Annotated in this window: 15 protein-coding genes; 13 read left to right on the top strand and 2 right to left on the bottom strand. The window is 66.2% G+C overall.

The genetic code is table 11. The annotated features are described in order from the left end of the window. The first annotated feature begins 15 nt into the window (after positions 1–15). Both NL2_RS12700 and NL2_RS12695 read left to right on the top strand, forming a co-directional pair. On the top strand, positions 16–1,341 hold the full coding sequence (locus NL2_RS12700; protein WP_068075818.1) for a heterodisulfide reductase-related iron-sulfur binding cluster: 1,326 nt from the start codon (positions 16–18) through the stop codon (positions 1,339–1,341). A 9-nt stretch (positions 1,342–1,350) separates the two neighbouring features. Continuing rightward, entirely contained in the window at positions 1,351–1,953 is a 603-nt protein-coding gene (locus NL2_RS12695; RefSeq protein ID WP_068075815.1) for a DUF3501 family protein, read from the top strand. Between the two features lie 10 nt (positions 1,954–1,963). On the opposite strand, the gene NL2_RS12690 is transcribed toward NL2_RS12695, so the two are convergent. Further along, a complete protein-coding gene (locus NL2_RS12690; RefSeq protein WP_068075813.1) occupies positions 1,964–2,488 on the bottom strand; it encodes a hypothetical protein in 525 nt (174 codons plus the stop codon). Positions 2,489–2,663: 175 nt separating this feature from the next. Here NL2_RS12690 and NL2_RS12685 point away from each other — a divergent pair, with 175 nt between their 5' ends. The 10 genes from NL2_RS12685 to NL2_RS12640 all read left to right on the top strand — a co-directional run bounded on the left by NL2_RS12685 (position 2,664) and on the right by NL2_RS12640 (position 13,587). Then, complete coding sequence (locus NL2_RS12685) at positions 2,664–4,040, top strand: helix-turn-helix domain-containing protein (RefSeq protein WP_245647684.1); 1,377 nt, start codon at positions 2,664–2,666, stop codon at positions 4,038–4,040. Positions 4,041–4,087: 47 nt separating this feature from the next. Beyond that, the gene (gene radA / locus NL2_RS12680; protein ID WP_068075809.1) at positions 4,088–5,455 is read left to right on the top strand and encodes a DNA repair protein RadA; all 1,368 of its coding nucleotides are present in this window, start codon (positions 4,088–4,090) and stop codon (positions 5,453–5,455) included. Between the two features lie 12 nt (positions 5,456–5,467). Next, positions 5,468–6,007, top strand: a complete 540-nt coding sequence (locus NL2_RS12675; RefSeq protein WP_068075807.1) for a CvpA family protein — start codon at positions 5,468–5,470, stop codon at positions 6,005–6,007. Continuing rightward, positions 6,004–6,447, top strand: coding sequence for an iron-sulfur cluster assembly scaffold protein (locus NL2_RS12670; protein ID WP_245647678.1), 444 nt, complete (start codon positions 6,004–6,006; stop codon positions 6,445–6,447). Before NL2_RS12675 ends, NL2_RS12670 begins: the two co-directional genes overlap by 4 nt. A 96-nt stretch (positions 6,448–6,543) precedes the next feature. Continuing rightward, positions 6,544–8,178 (top strand): MFS transporter, encoded by a 1,635-nt coding sequence (locus NL2_RS12665; protein ID WP_068075805.1) that lies wholly within the window; start codon positions 6,544–6,546, stop codon positions 8,176–8,178. Next, entirely contained in the window at positions 8,150–9,244 is a 1,095-nt protein-coding gene (locus NL2_RS12660) for an alanine racemase (protein WP_068075994.1), read from the top strand. The genes NL2_RS12665 and NL2_RS12660 overlap by 29 nt, the downstream gene beginning before the upstream one ends. A 94-nt stretch (positions 9,245–9,338) precedes the next feature. After that, the gene (gene phaR, locus NL2_RS12655; RefSeq protein ID WP_068075992.1) at positions 9,339–9,890 is read left to right on the top strand and encodes a polyhydroxyalkanoate synthesis repressor PhaR; all 552 of its coding nucleotides are present in this window, start codon (positions 9,339–9,341) and stop codon (positions 9,888–9,890) included. An 88-nt stretch (positions 9,891–9,978) separates the two neighbouring features. Beyond that, entirely contained in the window at positions 9,979–11,544 is a 1,566-nt protein-coding gene (locus NL2_RS12650; protein WP_068075804.1) for an aminoacyl--tRNA ligase-related protein, read from the top strand. A gap of 68 nt (positions 11,545–11,612) precedes the next feature. Then, positions 11,613–12,194, top strand: coding sequence for a DUF805 domain-containing protein (locus NL2_RS12645; RefSeq protein ID WP_068075802.1), 582 nt, complete (start codon positions 11,613–11,615; stop codon positions 12,192–12,194). Between the two features lie 55 nt (positions 12,195–12,249). Then, positions 12,250–13,587 (top strand): M28 family peptidase, encoded by a 1,338-nt coding sequence (locus NL2_RS12640; protein WP_068075991.1) that lies wholly within the window; start codon positions 12,250–12,252, stop codon positions 13,585–13,587. Between the two features lie 3 nt (positions 13,588–13,590). Here the strand turns inward: NL2_RS12640 and NL2_RS12635 are convergent, their stop codons facing one another. After that, positions 13,591–15,645 (bottom strand): M3 family metallopeptidase, encoded by a 2,055-nt coding sequence (locus tag NL2_RS12635; protein ID WP_068075800.1) that lies wholly within the window; start codon positions 15,643–15,645, stop codon positions 13,591–13,593. Positions 15,646–15,799: 154 nt separating this feature from the next. Here NL2_RS12635 and NL2_RS12630 point away from each other — a divergent pair, with 154 nt between their 5' ends. Continuing rightward, on the top strand, positions 15,800–18,115 hold the full coding sequence (locus NL2_RS12630; RefSeq protein ID WP_084356070.1) for a ribonuclease R family protein: 2,316 nt from the start codon (positions 15,800–15,802) through the stop codon (positions 18,113–18,115). The last annotated feature ends 7 nt before the right edge of the window (positions 18,116–18,122 follow it).

Raw genomic sequence — 18,122 nt, 5'->3', positions numbered from 1 at the left:
GGTTGAGGGGCTCGCATGGAAGGCAGTCTGGACGCACCGACGCGCCACGTGATCGCGTGGCGGGACGAGGCTTTTTACGATGAGCCGGCGCTCGAGCAGGAACTGCGGCGGGTGTTCGACATCTGCCACGGCTGCCGCCGCTGCTTCAATTTGTGCGACAGCTTTCCGGTGCTGTTCGACGCGATCGACGAAAGCCCCAACGAGGAGGTGGGCGACCTGTCGACCGGCCAGTTGAAGGCGGTCGTCGATGCCTGCACGCTGTGCGACATGTGCTTCATGACGAAGTGCCCGTACGTGCCGCCGCATACGTTCGATCTCGATTTTCCGCACCTGATGCTGCGCCATCGCGCGGTCGAGAACCGCAGGGGCGAAACCTCGCTGGCGGATCGCGAACTGGCCAAGATGGATCGCAACGGCAAGCTGGGCAGCATGGCCTCGGGGCTGGCCAACTGGGCGACCAAGCCGGGCAACGCGCTCACCCGCCCGGTGATGGAAATGACGCTGGGTATCGATACGCGCGCGCACGTGCCGCCGTTCGAGGCCACCTCGCTCGTCAACCGCGCGCCCGCGATCATTCCCGCGCCCAATCCCGATGCGCCCGGTTTCGGCCGCAAAGTGGTGCTTTACGCCGGCTGCCACGACAACTTCAACGATGCCACGCCGGGCGAAGCGGCGATGAAGGTGCTGGCGCACAACGGCGTGCTGGTGCGGATCGAGCATCCCGACTGCTGTGCGATGCCCAAGTTCGAGAACGGCGACCTCGCCGCCGTGGCGAACGCGGCGGAGCGTATTTCCGCCTATTTCGCGCCCTTGATTGCTGAAGGCTGGGACATCGTTCCGCTGACCACCAGCTGCGCGCTGATGCTCAAGTTCGAATGGCCGCTGATCGAGCCGGACAATGAAAATGTTGCGCTGTTGTCGAAGCATACGTTCGATGTTTCGGAATATGTCGTAGCTTTGGGCAAGGCGGTGGGACTGGCTCCCGTCGCCAGCCTGCCTGCCACCATCGGCGTCCATTTCGCCTGCCACGCCCGCGCGCAGAACATGGGGCCCAAGGCGATGGAGATGCTCAAGCTGATCCCCGAGGCCAAGCCGATGCTGACCGAGCGCTGTTCGGGCCACGGCGGCAAGTGGGGCATCTTCGCCAAGAATTTCGACACCGCGATCAAGATCGGCAAGCCGACCGCCCGCGCCATCGCCAAGAACAAGCCCGACCTGATCGTGTCCGAATGCCCGCTGGCCGGCCCGCACCTGAAGCAGGTGATGGAAGCCAACGGCGACACCCCGCCCGAACGCATCGGGCACCCGATCGAGGTCCTTGCCCGGGCCTACGGTCTTTGAGGATCTGACATGCCCCGCAACCAGCACACCATCACCGCCACCGACATCCTGCCGCTGGACCAGTACGAACTGATCCGCAGCGACAAGAAGCAGGAGGCGATCCTGCGCAAGACGCTGACCCGCCTGGCGGTGGGCCCGAACACCACGGTGATCTTCGAAAGCTGGGACAGCATGTGGCTGCAGATCCAGGAAATGTTGCGGATCGAGCGCGGCGGCGAGGCGCAACTGGTCGATGAACTCGCCGCTTACGATCCCATGGTGCCCAAGGGCAGCGAACTGACCGCGACGGTGCTGTTCGAAGTGGAAGATCCGGTGCGCCGCGATGCGTTCCTGCGCAGCATCGGCGGGGTGGAGGACCACATCGCGATCACGCTGGGGTCATGGCGCATCGCCGCACGTCCCGAAGGCGACGTCGAGCGCACCCGCGCCAGCGACGGCAAGGCGAGTGCGGTGCATTTCTTCCATTTCGATTTCACCGCCGAACAGGTGGCGGCGTGGGAATCGGGCGAAGGGCAGGCGATGCTGCTGATCGATCACCCCAACTACGGCCATGCGGCAATGATCGGAACGGCGACGCGCAATTTCCTGGCGCGCGAGTGTTTCGGCAGCTGATCCCGGCCGGTCAATCCGATTCCGGGGCACCCGAACGGGCTTGCGAGGATGCAATGAGCCCGGCGATCTGGGTCTGGCTCGGCTGGCTGGGCGGTTGTGCCTGGCGTCGCCGGCGTTCTTCTTCCATCGACTTCAGATAGCTGGCGCGCTGCGTCGGGTTCATCGTCGCCAGCAGGCGGGGGTCGATCTCGGCGATGACCGGCGCTGGGGCGCCACCTGTAATCCGGGCCGCGCTGCCGCTGTCCGATCCGGCGGAGTCCATCGGCTGGCCATACGATCCGCCGCCTTCGCTGCCCCATCCGCCGCCGCGGGCATTGCCGCGATGATCCGCGATCGGCGTGGCACCGAACTTCTTGTCCTGCGCGCGCTTCATTTCCAGCTTCTGCTGGTTCTGGTGGTACGCCTCTTCGATAACGTCGCGCTTCCCGCCATCGGCGAACATCGCGATCGTCAGCGAAATGGCGACGGTCGCCACGGCGAAATGACGATAGATCTTGGGATCGATGCCAAGGAAATGTTCGACGCGGGCTGCCATGGCTGTGCTTATGCCCAAAACGCGTTAAAAAATGCCTTTTCCGCGATCCTTGTACGCCCGCAGGTCGCTGCGGCTGCGTAGTTCTGCTTGCGGGTGCTTCACCCGCCATAGACCATGGCCCGTGCACAAGCTTTGTCACGTTGTGAATTTCCACACAGGAGCCACCGTGACCGACATGACCTTGCTGGCCGGCCCGGCCTTGCGCCGGCTGCGCCGCAAACAGGCGCTGACCCAGGCGGCGATGGCCGAGCGGCTGGGTATTTCGCCAAGCTATCTCAACCTGCTGGAACGCAACCAGCGCCCGGTCACGGCGCGCCTGCTGCTGGCCTTGGCCGACCGCTTCGATTTCGATCCGCGCAGCCTGGCCGTCGATCAGGACCACGGCGGGGTGGAGGGGCTGGCGCAACGCCTGTCGGACCAGCGCTTCGCCGATCTTGGGGTCGATCGCGGCGAGATCGTGGAATGGATCGCCGCCGCGCCGCAGGCCGCGCGCGCGTTTGCCCGGCTGTTCGATGCCGCGCCGCCGCCAGTGTTGCCAGCATCGTCGGTCGCCTTGGAAACGCTGTCGCCGCTGGATCTGGTGCGCAGCGAAATCGAGCGCTGGCAAGGCCATTATCCCGAACTCGATGGCGTGGCCGAGGAACTGGCCGACAGCCTTAGCCTTGCCGGCGGGGATGGCAGCCCGGTGCTGGCGGACTACCTTGCAAGGCAACACAAGGTCGCCGTCAAACTGGTCGCGGCGGACCGCATGCCCGGTCTGCTGCGGCGGTTCGACCCGGCCACAGGCGAACTGCACCTGTCGGACCAGTTGACCCCCGCATCGCGCCAGTTCCTGCTGGCCGAGCAGATCGGCCTGCTCGATCAGCGCGAGGCGATCGCCGAAATCGCCAACGGGGTGGACTTTGCCGATCGCGCGGCATGGCGCCTCTATCGACGCCATCTTGCCGCATACTGTGCGGCGGCGTTGGTCATGCCCTACGGCCGCCTGCTCGCCGATTGCGAGGCGGGCGGCTATGACCTTGCCGGCCTCCAGCGTCGCTTTGGAGTCAGTTTCGAGCAGCTGGCCCACCGTCTCGTCACGCTGCGTGCGCCCGATCGGGCCGGGCTGCCGTTCTTCATGGTGCGGACCGACCGGGCGGGGCAGCGCTCCAAAATCCATCTGGGGGCCAGCGGCGCGGGGTTTGCTGGCGAGGCGGGGCAATGTCCGCGCTGGCCCGCACAGCAAGCCTTTGCCGAACCGGACCGGACGCACGTTGCCCCCATCGCGGCGCCGGATGGCACAGAGTGGCACACGATTTCGCGCGTCGTTGCACGGGTCGCAGCCGACGGGCAGGCGGCGAGCCATGCGGTCGTGCTGGGGATCGGAGCGGAGCTCGCGGCTGCCCATGCCGGTCTGCAACGGCCGACCGGCCCTGCCGTCGCTGTGGGCCCCGGCTGCGCACGGTGCGACCGCGTTGGGTGCATCCAGCGTGCACTGCCGCCGCGCGAGGCCGTGCTGCGCTTCGACGAGCGGGTGCGCTCGATCGCCCCTTACGAATTTTCCGTGGCGTGATCCCGGCCACACTTGCGTTCGTGCTATGTTCCATATAGTCGCTGCGCATGGCCAAACCGAAACGTCGCTATGTCTGTCAGGCCTGTGGCAGCGTCGTCCACCGGTGGCAGGGCCAGTGCCCCGATTGCGCCGAATGGAACACGCTGGCCGAGGAAGCGCCGGAAACGGTGTTCTCATCCAAGCACGATCTGTCGAGCGGCGGGCGCGCGGTGAACTTCGTGTCGCTCGATTCGCCGATGGCCTTGCCCAAACGCAGGCCGACCGGGCTGGCGGAATTCGATCGCGCGCTGGGGGGCGGGCTCGTGCCCGGATCGGCGATCCTGATGGGCGGCGATCCCGGGATCGGCAAGTCCACGCTGCTGCTGCAGGCAGCGGCGCGCATCGCCGATGCCGGCGGGCAGGTGGTCTATATCAGCGGTGAGGAAGCGGCCGGGCAGGTGCGGCTGCGCGCCGATCGCCTGGGCCTGGGCAAATCTCCGATCCGCCTCGCCAGCGCGACCTCGGTGCGCGATATCCTGACCACGCTAGGTGACATGGATGCGCCCGCGCTGCTGGTGATCGATTCGATCCAGACGATGCATTCGGACCAGATCGAAGGGGCGCCCGGCACGGTCAGCCAGGTGCGCGGCTGCGCGTTCGAGCTGATCCGCTATGCCAAGCAGAGCGGCGCGGCGCTGGTGCTGGTCGGCCACGTGACCAAGGACGGCAGCATCGCCGGCCCCCGCGTGCTGGAACACATGGTCGATGTGGTGATGAGCTTCGAAGGGGAGCGCAGCCACCAGTACCGCATCCTGCGCGCGCTCAAGAACCGCTTCGGCGCGGTGGACGAGATCGGCGTGTTCGCCATGGCCGGCGCCGGGCTGGAAGAAGTCGCCAACCCATCGCTGCTGTTCCTGTCGGGGCGTGACCAGCCCGTGCCCGGCAGCGCGGTGTTTCCGGCGCTGGAGGGCACGCGGCCGGTGCTGGTCGAAATCCAGGCACTGACCGTGCGGCTGGCCAGTGGGGCGACGCCGCGCCGCGCGGTGGTGGGCTGGGACAGCGGACGGCTGGCGATGCTGCTGGCGGTGCTGGAATCGCGCTGCGGGCTGAACTTTTCGTCGGCGGAAGTCTATCTCAACGTGGCGGGCGGCTATCGGCTGGTCGATCCCGCCGCAGACCTTGCGGTTGCCGCCGCGCTGGTCTCGGCGCTGGCGGACAAGCCGCTGGCGTCGCACTCAGCGTGGTTCGGTGAAATCTCGCTCGCGGGAGAGGTTCGCCCGGTGGCACATGCCGCGGTCCGGCTCAAGGAAGCGGCCAAGCTGGGGTTCACCCGCGCCTATGGTCCCGACGGCGCGGGCGAGCAGGTGGGCGGCATTGCGTTCTCGCCGATGCGGCTGCTGCCAAATCTCGTTGACCGGGTGATGGGTGCCCCGTAATTCGATCCGGATATGACCGGCCTCGATTACGTCATCTTCCTGATGGTTGCGCTGGGCGCGATCACCGGCTTCTTTCGCGGTTTCGTCGAGGAGGTGCTGGCGCTGGCCGCGTGGTGCATCGTGCTGTTCGCGGTGCATTACCTGCACGAGCCGCTCACCGATATTCTGGCGCACTCATTGCCAAGTCAGACCGGGGCGGGCGTGTTGGCCTTCGCGCTGCTGACGCTGCTTCCTTACGCGGTGGTCAAAGGTGTTGCCAGCGCGGCGGGCAATGCCAGCCGTAGCTCCACGCTCGGCCCGATCGACCGCCTGCTCGGCTTCGGGTTCGGCGCGGTGAAGACGTTCGTGATTGTGGTGCTGCTGTTTTCGGTGGTGGTGTTCGGCTACGACGTCGTCTGGGGCGTCAACGGCCGGCCGATCTGGATTTCGCACGCGCGGACGTATCCGTTCCTCAACGCCGCGAGCGAGGAAGTGGTGGTGCTGATCAACGAACGGCGTGCGCAGGCAGACGAAAACGCCGCCGCGCTGCGCAAAAAGAAGAAGCATCCATGACCGCCATGACGCCCGCCATGGCGCCCGCGCGGGCGGGCGTGCTCTATACGCCCGAGATACTTGCCGCCGCGACCGGACTTGCCGGATTTCCGCTGGCGGATGACCTGCCGCTGCGCGCAGACGCCAGGTCGCGCAGTTGCGGCAGCAGCATCGCGATGGGCCTGGCGCTCGATTCGCAAGGGTGCGTCGCCCGCATCGGCTTGCGTCCGCACGCTTGCGCCGTGGGGCAGGCCGCCGCTTTCGTGTTCGCCCGTGCTGCCCCCGGTCGATCGCGTGCCGACCTTGCTGCAGCGCGCGATGGCATCGCCGCGTGGCTGGATGGATCGGATGACGCGCCGGACTGGCCGGGCATCGCGCTCCTCGAACCGGTTCGCGGCTATCCGGCGCGCCATGCCGCCGTTTTGCTGGCGTGGGATGCCGCGCTGGCAGCCATGCCTTGAACGGACGTCTTGCCCGCGTGATCCGCGCGTGACCCTTTCGCCGCTCGTCAGCCTTCGCTAGAGCGCCCCTGAAATGCGAGGGGATGCATAAACGCCATGGCAGCCGCAATACCTGAACCCAACGCCGCCGAAATCCGGCTGGTCATTGCGGCGTCGTCGGCCGGGACCATCTTCGAATGGTACGATTTCTTCATCTACGGCACGCTGTCGGGCCTGATCGGCAAGGCGTTTTTCCCCGCCGGCAATGAAACGCTGCAGCAGTTGCTGGTCTGGGCCGGGTTCGCCGTCGGCTTCGGGTTCCGCCCGCTGGGCGCGGTGCTGTTCGGCTATCTGGGGGACAAGCTGGGGCGCAAGTACACGTTCCTGGTCACCGTCACGCTGATGGGTATCGCCACCGCCGGGGTCGGGCTGGTGCCGTCGGCGGCCAGCATCGGGTTGGTCGCGCCCGCGCTGATCATCCTGCTGCGCGTGGCGCAAGGGCTGGCGCTGGGCGGCGAGTACGGCGGCGCCGCGATCTATGTCGCGGAACATGTACCCGAATCGCGGCGCGGGTTCTACACCAGCTTCATCCAGTCAAGCGTGGTCGGCGGCTTTGTGCTGAGCCTGATCGTGGTGCTGTCGAGCAAGGCGGCGATGAGCGCGGAAACCTGGGCCGCATGGGGCTGGCGGGTGCCGTTCGTGCTCAGCCTGGCGCTGCTCGCGGTGTCGCTGTGGATGCGGTTGAAGCTGTCGGAAAGCCCGGTGTTCCAGGCGATGAAGGAGCAGGGCGAACTGGCCGGCAATCCGTTCGTCGAAAGCTTCACGTATCCCGGCAACAAGAAGCGCATCTTCATCGCGCTGTTCGGCGTCGCGGCGGGGCTCACGGTGATCTGGTACACCGCGATGTTTTCGGCGCTGTCGTTCCTCAAGGGAGCGATGCGGATGGAAGACACGCCCGCCGAACTGATCATCGGCGTGGCCGCCACGATCGGCATGGCGTTTTTCGTGATCTTCGGCCGACTGTCTGACCGGGTCGGGCGCAAGCAGCCGATGGTGATCGGCTATGTGCTGACGCTGGTGCTGCTGTTCCCGATCTTCTGGATGATCGGCGGCGCGGCCAATCCGGGGTTGTCCGAAGCCGCGGCGCGGGCGCCGGTGGTGGTGGCCGGGCCGCAGTGCAACTATAACCCGATCGATCCCGAGCAGAAGACCCGGTGCGGCAAGCTGATCGCCGACCTGACCGGGGCAGGGGTGAACTACCACCTGGCCGCAGCGCCAGTGCTGGCGCTGACGATCGGCGGCACGCAGGTATCGCTCGACACGTACCCGTGGGCCGACAAGGCCGCGCGCGGCAAGCAGTTGCAATCGGTGCTCGCCGGGGCAGGATACAGCCTGGCCAAAGTCACGCCGTCGCTGCGTGCCGTGCTGGTCATCGTCAGTGGGCTGCTCGTGCTCATGGCGCTGTCGGGCGCGACATACGGCCCGGTTGCGGCGCTGCTGACCGAGATGTTCCCGCCGCGCATCCGCTACAGCTCGATGTCGATCCCCTACCACCTCGGCACGGGCTATTTCGGCGGGTTCCTGCCGCTGATCTCGAGCCTGATCGTGGCCAAGACGGGCGATCCCTATGCCGGGTTGTGGTACACTTGGGTGGTCGTCGCGGTCGCGTTGCTGGTCTCGCTGTGGGGCCTGAAATCGAGCTACGCCGGCGAATTCGATGCCGATGACCGCGCCAGTGCCGCCACCCGCTGAGGACAGTCACCCGGCGCCGCCCGTGCCACCGTCCGCGCTGCGCCTGCGGCTCGATCGCACGGCGCTGGCGGATAACTGGCGCGCGCTAGATCGGCTGTCGGGCACCGCGCGCGCGGGCGCTGCGGTCAAGGCCGACGCCTACGGACTCGGCATCCGCGAAGCGGGGCCGGTGCTGCGCGACAGCGGGTGCCGCGATTTCTTCGTCGCGCACTGGAACGAGGTGCCGCCGTTGATGCAATCGGTTGCGGCGCAGCATGTCAGTGTGCTCCACGGGCCGATGAACGATGCCGATGTCGCCTTTGCCCGCGCCACCGGCGTCCGCCCGGTGCTCAACAGCCTCGATCAGGCGGGGCGCTGGCTGCGCTCGGGTGGCGGCGTCTGCGATCTGATGGTCGATAGCGGGATCAACCGTCTGGGGCTGCCGATGTCCGCGCTGGGCGATCCGGCGATCGCCGCGCTCGATATCGAATGCTGCCTGAGCCATCTGTCGAGCGCGGATGAGGACACGCCGATCAATGCGCAGCAATTGCGGCGGTTCGATGCCATTCGCATCGCCGTGCCGGCGCGGCGCTACAGCCTGGCCAACAGCGCCGGGATTGCGCTCGGCGCAGCCTATCACGCCGACCTGACGCGGCCGGGGCTGTCGCTTTACGGCGGAATCCCGCGTCCCGAGCTGGCGGCGCACATCCGCCAGGTTGCCTATCCCGAAGCCGCAATCATGCAGACACGCTTGCTGGAAGAAGGTGACGCCGTGGGCTACAACGCCACGTATCTTGCGCCCTCCCCGATGCGGGTGGGGGTCGTGGCGTTGGGCTACGCTGATGGATACTTGCGCTGCTGGTCGGGCACGGGCGGTTTTCACTGGCACGGCCGCGCGCTGCCGGTGATCGGGCGGGTGTCGATGGACATGACCGTGGTCGACCTGACCGGTGCCCCGGAATGCCGCGAAGGCGACTGGCTCTCGCTCGATTATGATCCGGTCGCTGCAGCGCAGGCCAGCGGCCTTTCGCAGTACGAACTGTTCACGCTTTTGGGCCGTCGCTTCGACCGTGCGGCATTAGCATAAGCACTTGTTGCACTGCACATGCTGCATCTGCTAAATTAGCCAATACTACGTGATGCCAGCCGCGATCGGTTTCGGCAGGAAGGCTGAATTCCCCATGGCGAACAACGCAAAAGCTGGCGACTCGGTGATCATCAAGAAGTACGCGAATCGACGGCTGTATAACACCCACACCTCGAGCTACATCACGCTGGAGCATCTGGCGCAGATGGTTCGCGACAATGTCGACTTCCAGGTGATCGATGCAAAATCGGGTGCGGACCTGACCCACTCGATCCTGACCCAGATCATCATGGACGAAGAAGCGGCGGGCGAGCAGATCCTGCCCACCAACTTCCTGCGCCAGCTGATCTCGATGTACGGCAATTCGATGCAGGCGCTGCTGCCCGGCTATCTCGAAGCGTCGATGGATCACTTCCGCGAAAACCAGGTGAAGATGCGCAAGGCGATCGAGGAAAGCATCGGCGCCAATCCGCTGGCGCAGATCGCCCAGCGCAACATGGAAATCTTCAAGAAGGCGGCCTCGGCGTTCGTGCCTGGTACCTCGGCAGACGGTACGGAGACGCCGGCCAGCGAGAAAGACGAACTGGCCATCCTGCGCGATCAGATGGCCAAGATGCAGGAACGGCTGGACGCCATCGGCAAGTAATACTGCCGCGTCACGGATGGCGATGGCCGGTGCGCCTTCGCCCAATTGCGGCATTGCGGGATTTGCCATAGCCGCTTAACCGGGCGGCATGAACCAGACCCAAGCCAAGCCCGCACCGGCCGTCAAGCGCGCCCTTTCGGTTACCCGCGACGAAGATTTCGCGCAGTGGTACCAGGTCGTCATCGCCGAGGCCGAATTGGCCGAGGAATCGGGCGTGCGCGGCTGCATGGTGATCAAGCCGTGGGGCTACGGCATCTGGGAACGCATCCAGACGCTGCTCGATGCCGAGATCAAGGCCACCGGCCATGAGAACTGCTATTTCCCGCTGTTCATCCCGTTGAGCTATTTCGCCAAGGAGGCCGAGCATGTCGAAGGCTTTGCCAAGGAAATGGCGGTCGTCACCCACCATCGCCTGATTTCCGACGGCAAGGGCGGGCTGGTGCCCGATCCCGAAGCGAAGCTGGAAGAGCCGCTGGTGGTGCGTCCGACATCGGAAACGGTGATCGGCGCGGCGATGGCGCGCTGGATCCAGAGTTGGCGCGACCTGCCGCTGCTGACCAACCAGTGGGCCAATGTCGTGCGCTGGGAAATGCGCACGCGCATGTTTTTGCGCACGAGCGAGTTCCTGTGGCAGGAAGGCCATACCGCGCACGCCGACAAGGCCGACGCGATGGAAGAAACGCTCAAGATGCTGGAGGTCTATCGCGCATTCGCTGAAGGGCCGCTGGCGATGCCCGTGATCGCCGGCCCCAAGCCCGAGAACGAACGCTTCCCCGGCGCCGACGAGACGTTTTCGATCGAGGCGATGATGCAGGACGGCAAGGCGCTGCAGGCCGGCACCTCGCATTACCTCGGCACGACGTTTTCGGCGGCTGCGGGCATCCGCTACCAGGACAAGGAAGGCCAGCAGGCGCTGTGCCATACCACCAGCTGGGGTGTTTCCACGCGCATGATCGGCGGCGTGATCATGATCCATGGCGACGACGACGGGCTGCGCGTGCCGCCGCAAGTCGCGCCGCAGCAGATCGTGATCCTGCCGATGCTGCGCGAAAACGACGGCGATGCCGCATTGCTGGCCTATTGCGAGGACATTCGTGTGGCGCTGATCAAGCAGACGGCGCTGGGCGAACGCCTGCGCGTGCTGCTCGACAAGCGCCCCGGCAAGGCCACCGGCAAGCGGTGGACGTGGGTGAAAAAGGGCGTGCCGCTGATTCTCGAGATCGGCGGACGCGATGCCGAGGCCGGGCAGGTGAGTGTGCTGCGCCGCGACAAGCTGTGGCGCGACGATGCCAAGCCCAATTTCGTTGCGATGGCGCGCGATGAATTCATCGCGGTTGCGGCCAGTGAAATCGAGCATATCCAGCAGTCGCTGTTTGCCGAAGCACTGGCGCGGCGCGATGCCAACATCACGCGCGACGTTACGGATATGGCGGGTCTTGCCACGCATTTTGCCGAAGATCGCAAATTTCCCGGCTGGGTCGAAATGGCGTGGTCGCGCCCGACGGGTGCAATGCTCGACGATGTCGTGGCACGACTGAAGGAATTGAAGCTTACCATTCGCAATACGCCGCTTGACGCGTTGCCGGTCTCGGGGTCCTGTCCGTTCACCGGCGAACCGGCGGTCGAGCGGATCCTTGTTGCGCGGTCGTATTGATCGCGGAAGGCTATCGTCCTGCGGTCCCGGTGAAACGATCCGGTGAAACGACAAGAGGTACTCGATCGATGTTCGAAGCAGTGAAATACGGACTGCGAAACCTGATGCGATTCGATGGCCGCGACACACGCCAGACGTTCTGGCTGTATGTGCTGTTCCTCTATCTGGTCAGTTTCCTGGTTTCGATCCTGTTTGCCGTGCCGATGGTCGTCCAGGCGGCGCTGATCGGCATACGTTCGGCGCAGCAATCCGGGGCAGACGACGCCGCCGTGCAGACCGCGATCATGACCTCGGTGGGTTCGATGATGAAGCCGATGCTCTACATCGGGCTCGGATCGGGCATCGGGTTCCTGGTGCTGCTGGCCGCAAGCCTTGTCCGGCGCTTGCATGACAGCAATCTGTCCGGGTGGTTCGGATTGGTGCCGGCGGGATTCCAGGCGCTGTCGCTGATCCAGCTGCCGCTGCAGATGGACCGCGTGAGTACCGCGATGTCGCGCGTGGAGGCGCACACGGGGCAGAGTGTGACGATGACCACGCAATGGCCGGGTGCGATCCTGGGCTGGGCACCGCTAATTGCGCTGGTGCTGGTCGCGTCGCGCCGCTCGACCCCTGGCCCGAACCGCTATGGTCAGGAACCGGCTTCGTCCTGAAGCGCTTTGAGCGCTGGTGATCGAACAGCGAGGGCAGGACATGAAACCGCAAGTGATGGCGCTGCTGGCGTTCGGTCTGGCGGCATCGGCCCCAGTATCATCGGTACAGGCCTCTCCGCCGCAGCAGGTATCGCAGGATCGACTTCACGCCGATGTCGACCGGCTGGTTGCCTTCGGCACGCGCCATACGCTGTCGTCGCAAGTCGATCGCAAGCGCGGCATCGGCGCGGCACGGCGGTGGGCCGAGCGGGAGTTGCGCAAGACGTCGAAGCTGTGCGGCGGCTGTCTGACGATCGAGCTGCCCGAACGCATGGTCACCGGTGACCGGATCAAGACGCCGGTGCGGCTGGTCGATGTCGTGGCGATCCAGCGCGGGACCGAACGCCCCGATGAAGTGGTGATCGTCGAGGCGCATATTGACAGCCGCGTGACGGACGTCATGGACGCAGAGAAGGACGCTCCCGGCGCCAACGACGACGGATCGGGCACCGCGCTGGTGCTGGAGGCAGCGCGGGTGCTGTCGCAGCAACGTTTCCCGACGACGATCGTCTACGCGGTGGTGTCAGGCGAGGAGCAGGGGCTCTTTGGTGGCAAGCTGCTGGCCGATTATGCGGCGCAGGCGCACTGGACGGTCAAGGCCGTGCTCAACAACGACATCGTCGGCAATTCGCACGGATCGGATGGGCTGGTCGATGATGGCCACGTCCGCGTGTTTTCCGAAGGCCCGCGCGCCGACGCGACCGACGACTTGCGCAGTGCGCAGCGGCGAGATGGCGGCGAGAACGACAGCCCCTCGCGCAACCTCTCGCGCTGGATCGCAGGGTTGGCCTCCGGGCAGCCGGGCGGACTGGAAGTGCGGCAGGTCTGGCGTGCCGATCGGATGGGGCGCGGTGGAGACCACTTGCCATTCGAGGAACAGGGCTATCCCGCCGTGCGGTTTTCGGTGGCGGTCGAGAATTACGACAAGCAGCACCAGGACGTGCGGACGCAGAACGGCATCCAGTATGGCGACACCGCCGATGCCATGGATTTTGCCTATCTCGCCAAAGTTACGCAGCTGAACGTGGCGGCGCTCGCGGCGCTGGCAGCCGCGCCGCTGCCACCCGTCGCGACGGCAAAAGCGGCGGTGCAGACGTACACCGACGTCAGCTGGAACGCGGTGCCGGGCGCCGCCAGCTACAGCGTGTGGCGCCGGCGCACCGATGCGCCGGGCTGGCAGGACCGCGTGGTGCAGGACGTGGTTGCCACCAGCGCCCGGCTGGAAGGCGTACGCGGCGACGACTGGTTCTTTGGCGTCAGCGCGCGCGCCGCCGATGGCAGCGAAAGCCCGGTCGCATCGGCGGTGCCGGGCGGGGGCTTCGCACCCACCGCCCCGCCAGCGTCGAAGCCCTGAAGCCTACTGGTCCTTGGCCATTTCGGCCCGATAGGCGTCGAGGCTGATCGGCCGTCCCAGGAACGCGGCGACCAGCTCGGCCGCCGGCTTCGATCCGCCCGGCTGCAGCACCGTGCGCCGATAGCGGTCGGCCGTCGCCCGGTCGCGCAAGCCCGCTTTGGCAAACTGCGTGAACATGTCGTCGGCGATAACCTTGGACCAGCGGTAGGTATAGTAGAACGCCGAATAGCCGTTGAGGTGATCGAAACTGTCCTGGAACTGCACGGTGTCGGGCAGCTTGATCATGTCATAGCGCGCATCGAACGCGCGCGTCGCGGCGCCAAGGTCTGCCGGGGCCGGGGCTTCGTGGAACTTGAGCGAGATATTCGACAGGCCCAACTGGGTCATGTCGCCCATGCCCGCGCCGAAATAGCGCGCACGGTTCATCTTGGCGACCAGTTCGGGCGGGATCGGCTTGCCGTCCTTGTTCACCGCGAACGTCTTGAGCGTATCGTAATCGAACACCCATTCCTCGAGCATCTGCGATGGCGCCTCGACGAAATCCCATTCGGTGCTGATGCCGCCCACGCCCGCCCATTGCTGCCCGCCGCTGAACATGCCGTGCAGCATGTGGCCGAATTCGTGGAGGAACGTGACGACGTCATTGTGTTCCATCAGGCCGGTAGCGTGGCTGCCCGCGGGCAGGTTCATCACCAGCGCGCCGACCGGGATCGATCGCCCGGCAATGCCCGACCGCACCGGCACCATGTTAGCGTGGTTGTATTTGCCCGGGCGCGGGTGCGAATCGAAATAGAACCGCCCGATGACCTTGCCGTGGTCGAGCATCTCGTACGTCTCGACCAGCGGATCCCACGTCGCGGTCTTCCACGGACGGATCTGCACGCCGAACAGGTCCTGCGTCAGCTGCAGGATGCCGTCGCGGACGTTGTCATAGGCAAAGTACTGGCGCGCTTCCTGCCGGTCGTAGGAATAGGTCGCCTTTTGCACCTGCTGACCCAGCCAACCGTTGTTCCAGGGATCGATCACCGTCGCGCCCGGCTTGGTCTGCTGCAGCAGCGCCAGCTTCTTGGCATAGTCGCGATCGCCGGCAGGGCGCGCGGCGTCGGCCATTTGCGTCAGCAGCGTCTCGACTTTGTCGGGCGTGTCCAGCATCTTGTCTTCTAGCGCGAGCGACGCGTAGTTGGGCCGACCGAGCGTGGTCGCCAGCTTCTGGCGCAAGTCGAAAATCGCACGCAGCTTGGCGTCGTTCTGCGGATACGCGCGCGTCTGGTAGCTTTCGTACAGCCGTTTGCGCAACGCCTCGCTCGCCGCATAGGTCATAACCGGGACATAGTCGGGGTAGTCGGTCGAGATGGTCACCTTGCCGTCGGCACCGGGCTTGTGCGCGGCAATGAAGTCGGCGGGCAGGCCTGTGAGCTCGGCCGGGTCCGCCGTAACCGTCTTGCGGCCGTTGGCGATGTTGGACTCAAAGTCGGTGCCAAGCTGCGCCAGCTCGTCCTGCATCTTCTGCACGTCGGCGCGGCCTGCGGCATCCTTGGCAATGCCCGCGCGTTCGAACGCGGCCAGCGTGCGGGTGAGGTAGAGCCGGGTTGCGCCATCGGCATGCGAAGCGTCGATCGCCTTCAGCCGATCGTAGACCCCGCGCGACAGGCTGAGCTTGCTCGACGCGGAACTCGCCTTGACCTCGCACGCTCCGCCGGCCTTGCGCCGCGCGTCGTCGGCCATGACTTCGCGGTACAGCGTCGCCTCGCCGCTCAGCGCGCCGATCAGGTCGATCAGGTCGTCGTACGGACGCAAGGTGGCCGCGAGCGTTGCCGTACCCTTCTGCGCTTCGAGCAAGGCCTGCCGGCGGTCGATCTCGGCAATGAACTGGTTGCAACGCCGGTCGATCGTCGCCGCATCGGGCGCGTCGGCCAGGATCGTGCCGATGAAGGTGTCGACGGTCTGCGGGGAGGGATGGGCGGCCGCCTGCGGCGCGGAAATTCTGGCCGGTTTGGCTGCCGCCGGAGCGGCAAGGATGGTGGTGGCAAGCAGCATGCCCGCCAGGATCGTGCGCATCAGGAACAGCCCCGCAATTTTAGGATCAGATGAAACGATGCCTAGTGCGCAACGGGCCGCTCTGCAACGGCGCTGAGGCCCGCTTGCGTTGCACGGACTCTGCGCCGCGTCATGCCAGCTTGTGTTGCACCGGCAATGCCGTCACAGCCTTGCCATGTCCCGTCACAACCCCCCGCCGCCCGGTCTGCCCAATCGCGAGCAGATCCTCGATTTCATCGCGAAGTCCGCCGAACCTGCGGGCAAGCGCGAGATCGCGCGGGCGTTCGGATTGCAGGGCGCGGAGAAGATCGCGTTGAAGGCGCGCTTGCGCGACATGGCCGATGAAGGCCTGATCGATGGTGAGAAGCGCGCGTTCCACCGCATGGGCGGCGTGCCGCGCGTCACCGTGCTCCGCGTGGTCGATATCGAGGACGGCGAGGCGATCGCGGTGCCCGACAACTGGTCGCCCGACGATGGCGGCGTTCCGCCACGGCTGCGCCTGATCGAACGCAACAAGGGGCGCGGTGCGCAAGCCGCGCTGCGCAAGGGCGACCGCGTGCTCGCGCGGACGGAAGAGGCCGGCAACGGCTGGATCGCGCACCCGATGAAGAAGCTGCCCACGCGCACTGACCAACTGCTGGGCGTCGTCGAGATCGACGCGACAGGCAAGGGCTGGCTGGCGCCCGTTGACAAGCGCGTGCGCAATTCCGAGCCGATTTCGGACCTTGCGGGCGCAACCGCAGGCCAGCTGGTGTTTGCCGAACCGGCAGGACGGTCGGCGCGCGCCGGGGTGAAAGTCACCGAAGTGCTGGGCGATCCGCTGGCGCCGCGCGCGTTCAGCCTGATCGCTATCCACAAGCACGGCATTCCGTTCGAATTCGCCGACACGACGGTCGCGGAAGCGCAGGTTTCGGCCAAGCTGCCGCTCACGCCCGAACGGCGCGAGGATCTGACCGCGCTGCCGATCGTGGCGATCGATCCGGCGGACGCACGCGACCACGACGATGCGATCTGGGCCGAGCCCGATGGCGCGGGCGGGTTCCGCGCGGTGGTCGCCATCGCCGACGTCAGCTTCTATGTCCGGCCGGGCGGCGCGCTCGATCGCGAGGCGCGCAAACGCGGCAACTCGGTCTATTTCCCCGATCGCGTCGTGCCGATGCTGCCCGAAGTGCTGAGCGCCGACGTCTGCTCGCTCAAGGCCGGCGCCCCGCGCGCCGCGATGGCCTGCCACATGGCGATCGACGCGCAAGGCCGGGTCACGTCATGGCGCTTCACCCGCGCGATCGTGCGCATCGCCGAAGTGATCGCCTACGAGGAAGCACAACGGCGCATCGACGCGGGGGAAGCGGCTGAAAGCCTGAGCAATTTGTGGGCCTGCTGGCGCGCGCTGGAAAAGGCGCGCGATGCCCGAGATCCGCTGGCGCTGGAGCTGCCCGAGCGCCGGGTGGTGCTCGACGCCGCTGGCCGGATCGCCGAAATCGCGCTGCGCGAACGGCTCGATGCGCACCGTGTGGTCGAGGACTTCATGATCGCCGCCAACGTCGCTGCGGCCAAGGCGCTGGAAGCGAAAGTCGCCCCTGTTGTCTATCGCGTCCACGAACCGCCGAGCCGCGAGAAGCTGGTGGCGCTCAAGGACTATCTCGCCACGTTCGACCGCAGTTTTGCGCTGGGACAGGTGATAACCCCGTCGCTTTTCAATCGCATGCTGAAGGATGTTACCGACGAATCGGAAAAGGCGCTGGTGATGGAAGCGGTGCTGCGCAGCCAGACGCAGGCGTATTACGGACCGCGCAATGCCGGGCACTTCGGGCTGTCGCTGGGCAGCTATGCGCACTTCACCTCACCGATCCGCCGCTACTCCGACCTGCTCGTCCACCGCGCGCTGGTCGATGCCTATGACCTTGAACAACCTCGACCTTCTGCCCAGACGATCCCTGCGGCAAGTGGCCTGTCCGAAGCGGACCGCGCCGACCTGGCGCGCATCAGCGAGGCCATCAGCGCCACCGAACGCCGCGCGATGGAGGCAGAGCGTGACACGATCGACCGCTACGTCGCGGCATGGCTCTCGGTGCGCGTGGGCGAGGTGTTCGATACCCGCGTGACCGGCGTGCAGAAGTTCGGATTGTTCGCCACGATCATCGGGCTGGGCGGCGACGGCTTGGTGCCTGTCTCCACATTGGGGGCAGAACGATTTGGCTATGACGAAAAGGCGCAGGCCCTGGTCGGCGAGCAATCGGGCGACCGGTTCGTGCGCGGCATGATCCTGAAGCTGCGACTCGCCGAAGCGAATCCGCTGACCGGCGCGATGAAGTTCGAGCCGGTCGATGCCGCCGACGGTGCCTCGCGAATCGATCGACGCGGCGGGCGTCCGGCGGTGCGGGGCAAGTTTCCGCCGCGCAAACCCGGTGAGGACAAGCGACCTGCGGGCACGCACCCCGCCGGAAAGCGCGGGCGGCCCGGCAATATCCGCCATCAGGGCAAGAAGCGGTAACGGCCCG

Origin of the sequence: Novosphingobium lentum NBRC 107847, from assembly GCF_001590965.1 — a bacterium.
Lineage (GTDB): Bacteria > Pseudomonadota > Alphaproteobacteria > Sphingomonadales > Sphingomonadaceae > Novosphingobium > Novosphingobium lentum.
The sequence above is the reverse complement of the archived record's forward strand: the minus strand, read 5'-3'. Positions and strand labels throughout refer to the sequence as shown.

Excerpts from the sequence above, each read along its gene's own strand:
- NL2_RS12685 (WP_245647684.1), top strand. The coding sequence starts at position 2,664 with ATGACCTTGCTGGCCGGCCCGGCCTTGCGCCGGCTGCGCCGCAAACAG.
- NL2_RS12645 (WP_068075802.1), top strand. The coding sequence starts at position 11,613 with ATGTTCGAAGCAGTGAAATACGGACTGCGAAACCTGATGCGATTCGAT.
- NL2_RS12660 (WP_068075994.1), top strand. The coding sequence starts at position 8,150 with ATGACCGCGCCAGTGCCGCCACCCGCTGAGGACAGTCACCCGGCGCCG.
- NL2_RS12690 (WP_068075813.1), bottom strand. The coding sequence starts at position 2,488 with ATGGCAGCCCGCGTCGAACATTTCCTTGGCATCGATCCCAAGATCTAT.
- NL2_RS12700 (WP_068075818.1), top strand. The coding sequence starts at position 16 with ATGGAAGGCAGTCTGGACGCACCGACGCGCCACGTGATCGCGTGGCGG.
- NL2_RS12630 (WP_084356070.1), top strand. The coding sequence starts at position 15,800 with ATGTCCCGTCACAACCCCCCGCCGCCCGGTCTGCCCAATCGCGAGCAG.
- NL2_RS12650 (WP_068075804.1), top strand. The coding sequence starts at position 9,979 with ATGAACCAGACCCAAGCCAAGCCCGCACCGGCCGTCAAGCGCGCCCTT.
- NL2_RS12675 (WP_068075807.1), top strand. The coding sequence starts at position 5,468 with ATGACCGGCCTCGATTACGTCATCTTCCTGATGGTTGCGCTGGGCGCG.
- NL2_RS12670 (WP_245647678.1), top strand. The coding sequence starts at position 6,004 with ATGACCGCCATGACGCCCGCCATGGCGCCCGCGCGGGCGGGCGTGCTC.
- radA (WP_068075809.1), top strand. The coding sequence starts at position 4,088 with ATGGCCAAACCGAAACGTCGCTATGTCTGTCAGGCCTGTGGCAGCGTC.
- NL2_RS12640 (WP_068075991.1), top strand. The coding sequence starts at position 12,250 with ATGGCGCTGCTGGCGTTCGGTCTGGCGGCATCGGCCCCAGTATCATCG.
- NL2_RS12635 (WP_068075800.1), bottom strand. The coding sequence starts at position 15,645 with ATGCGCACGATCCTGGCGGGCATGCTGCTTGCCACCACCATCCTTGCC.
- phaR (WP_068075992.1), top strand. The coding sequence starts at position 9,339 with ATGGCGAACAACGCAAAAGCTGGCGACTCGGTGATCATCAAGAAGTAC.
- NL2_RS12665 (WP_068075805.1), top strand. The coding sequence starts at position 6,544 with ATGGCAGCCGCAATACCTGAACCCAACGCCGCCGAAATCCGGCTGGTC.
- NL2_RS12695 (WP_068075815.1), top strand. The coding sequence starts at position 1,351 with ATGCCCCGCAACCAGCACACCATCACCGCCACCGACATCCTGCCGCTG.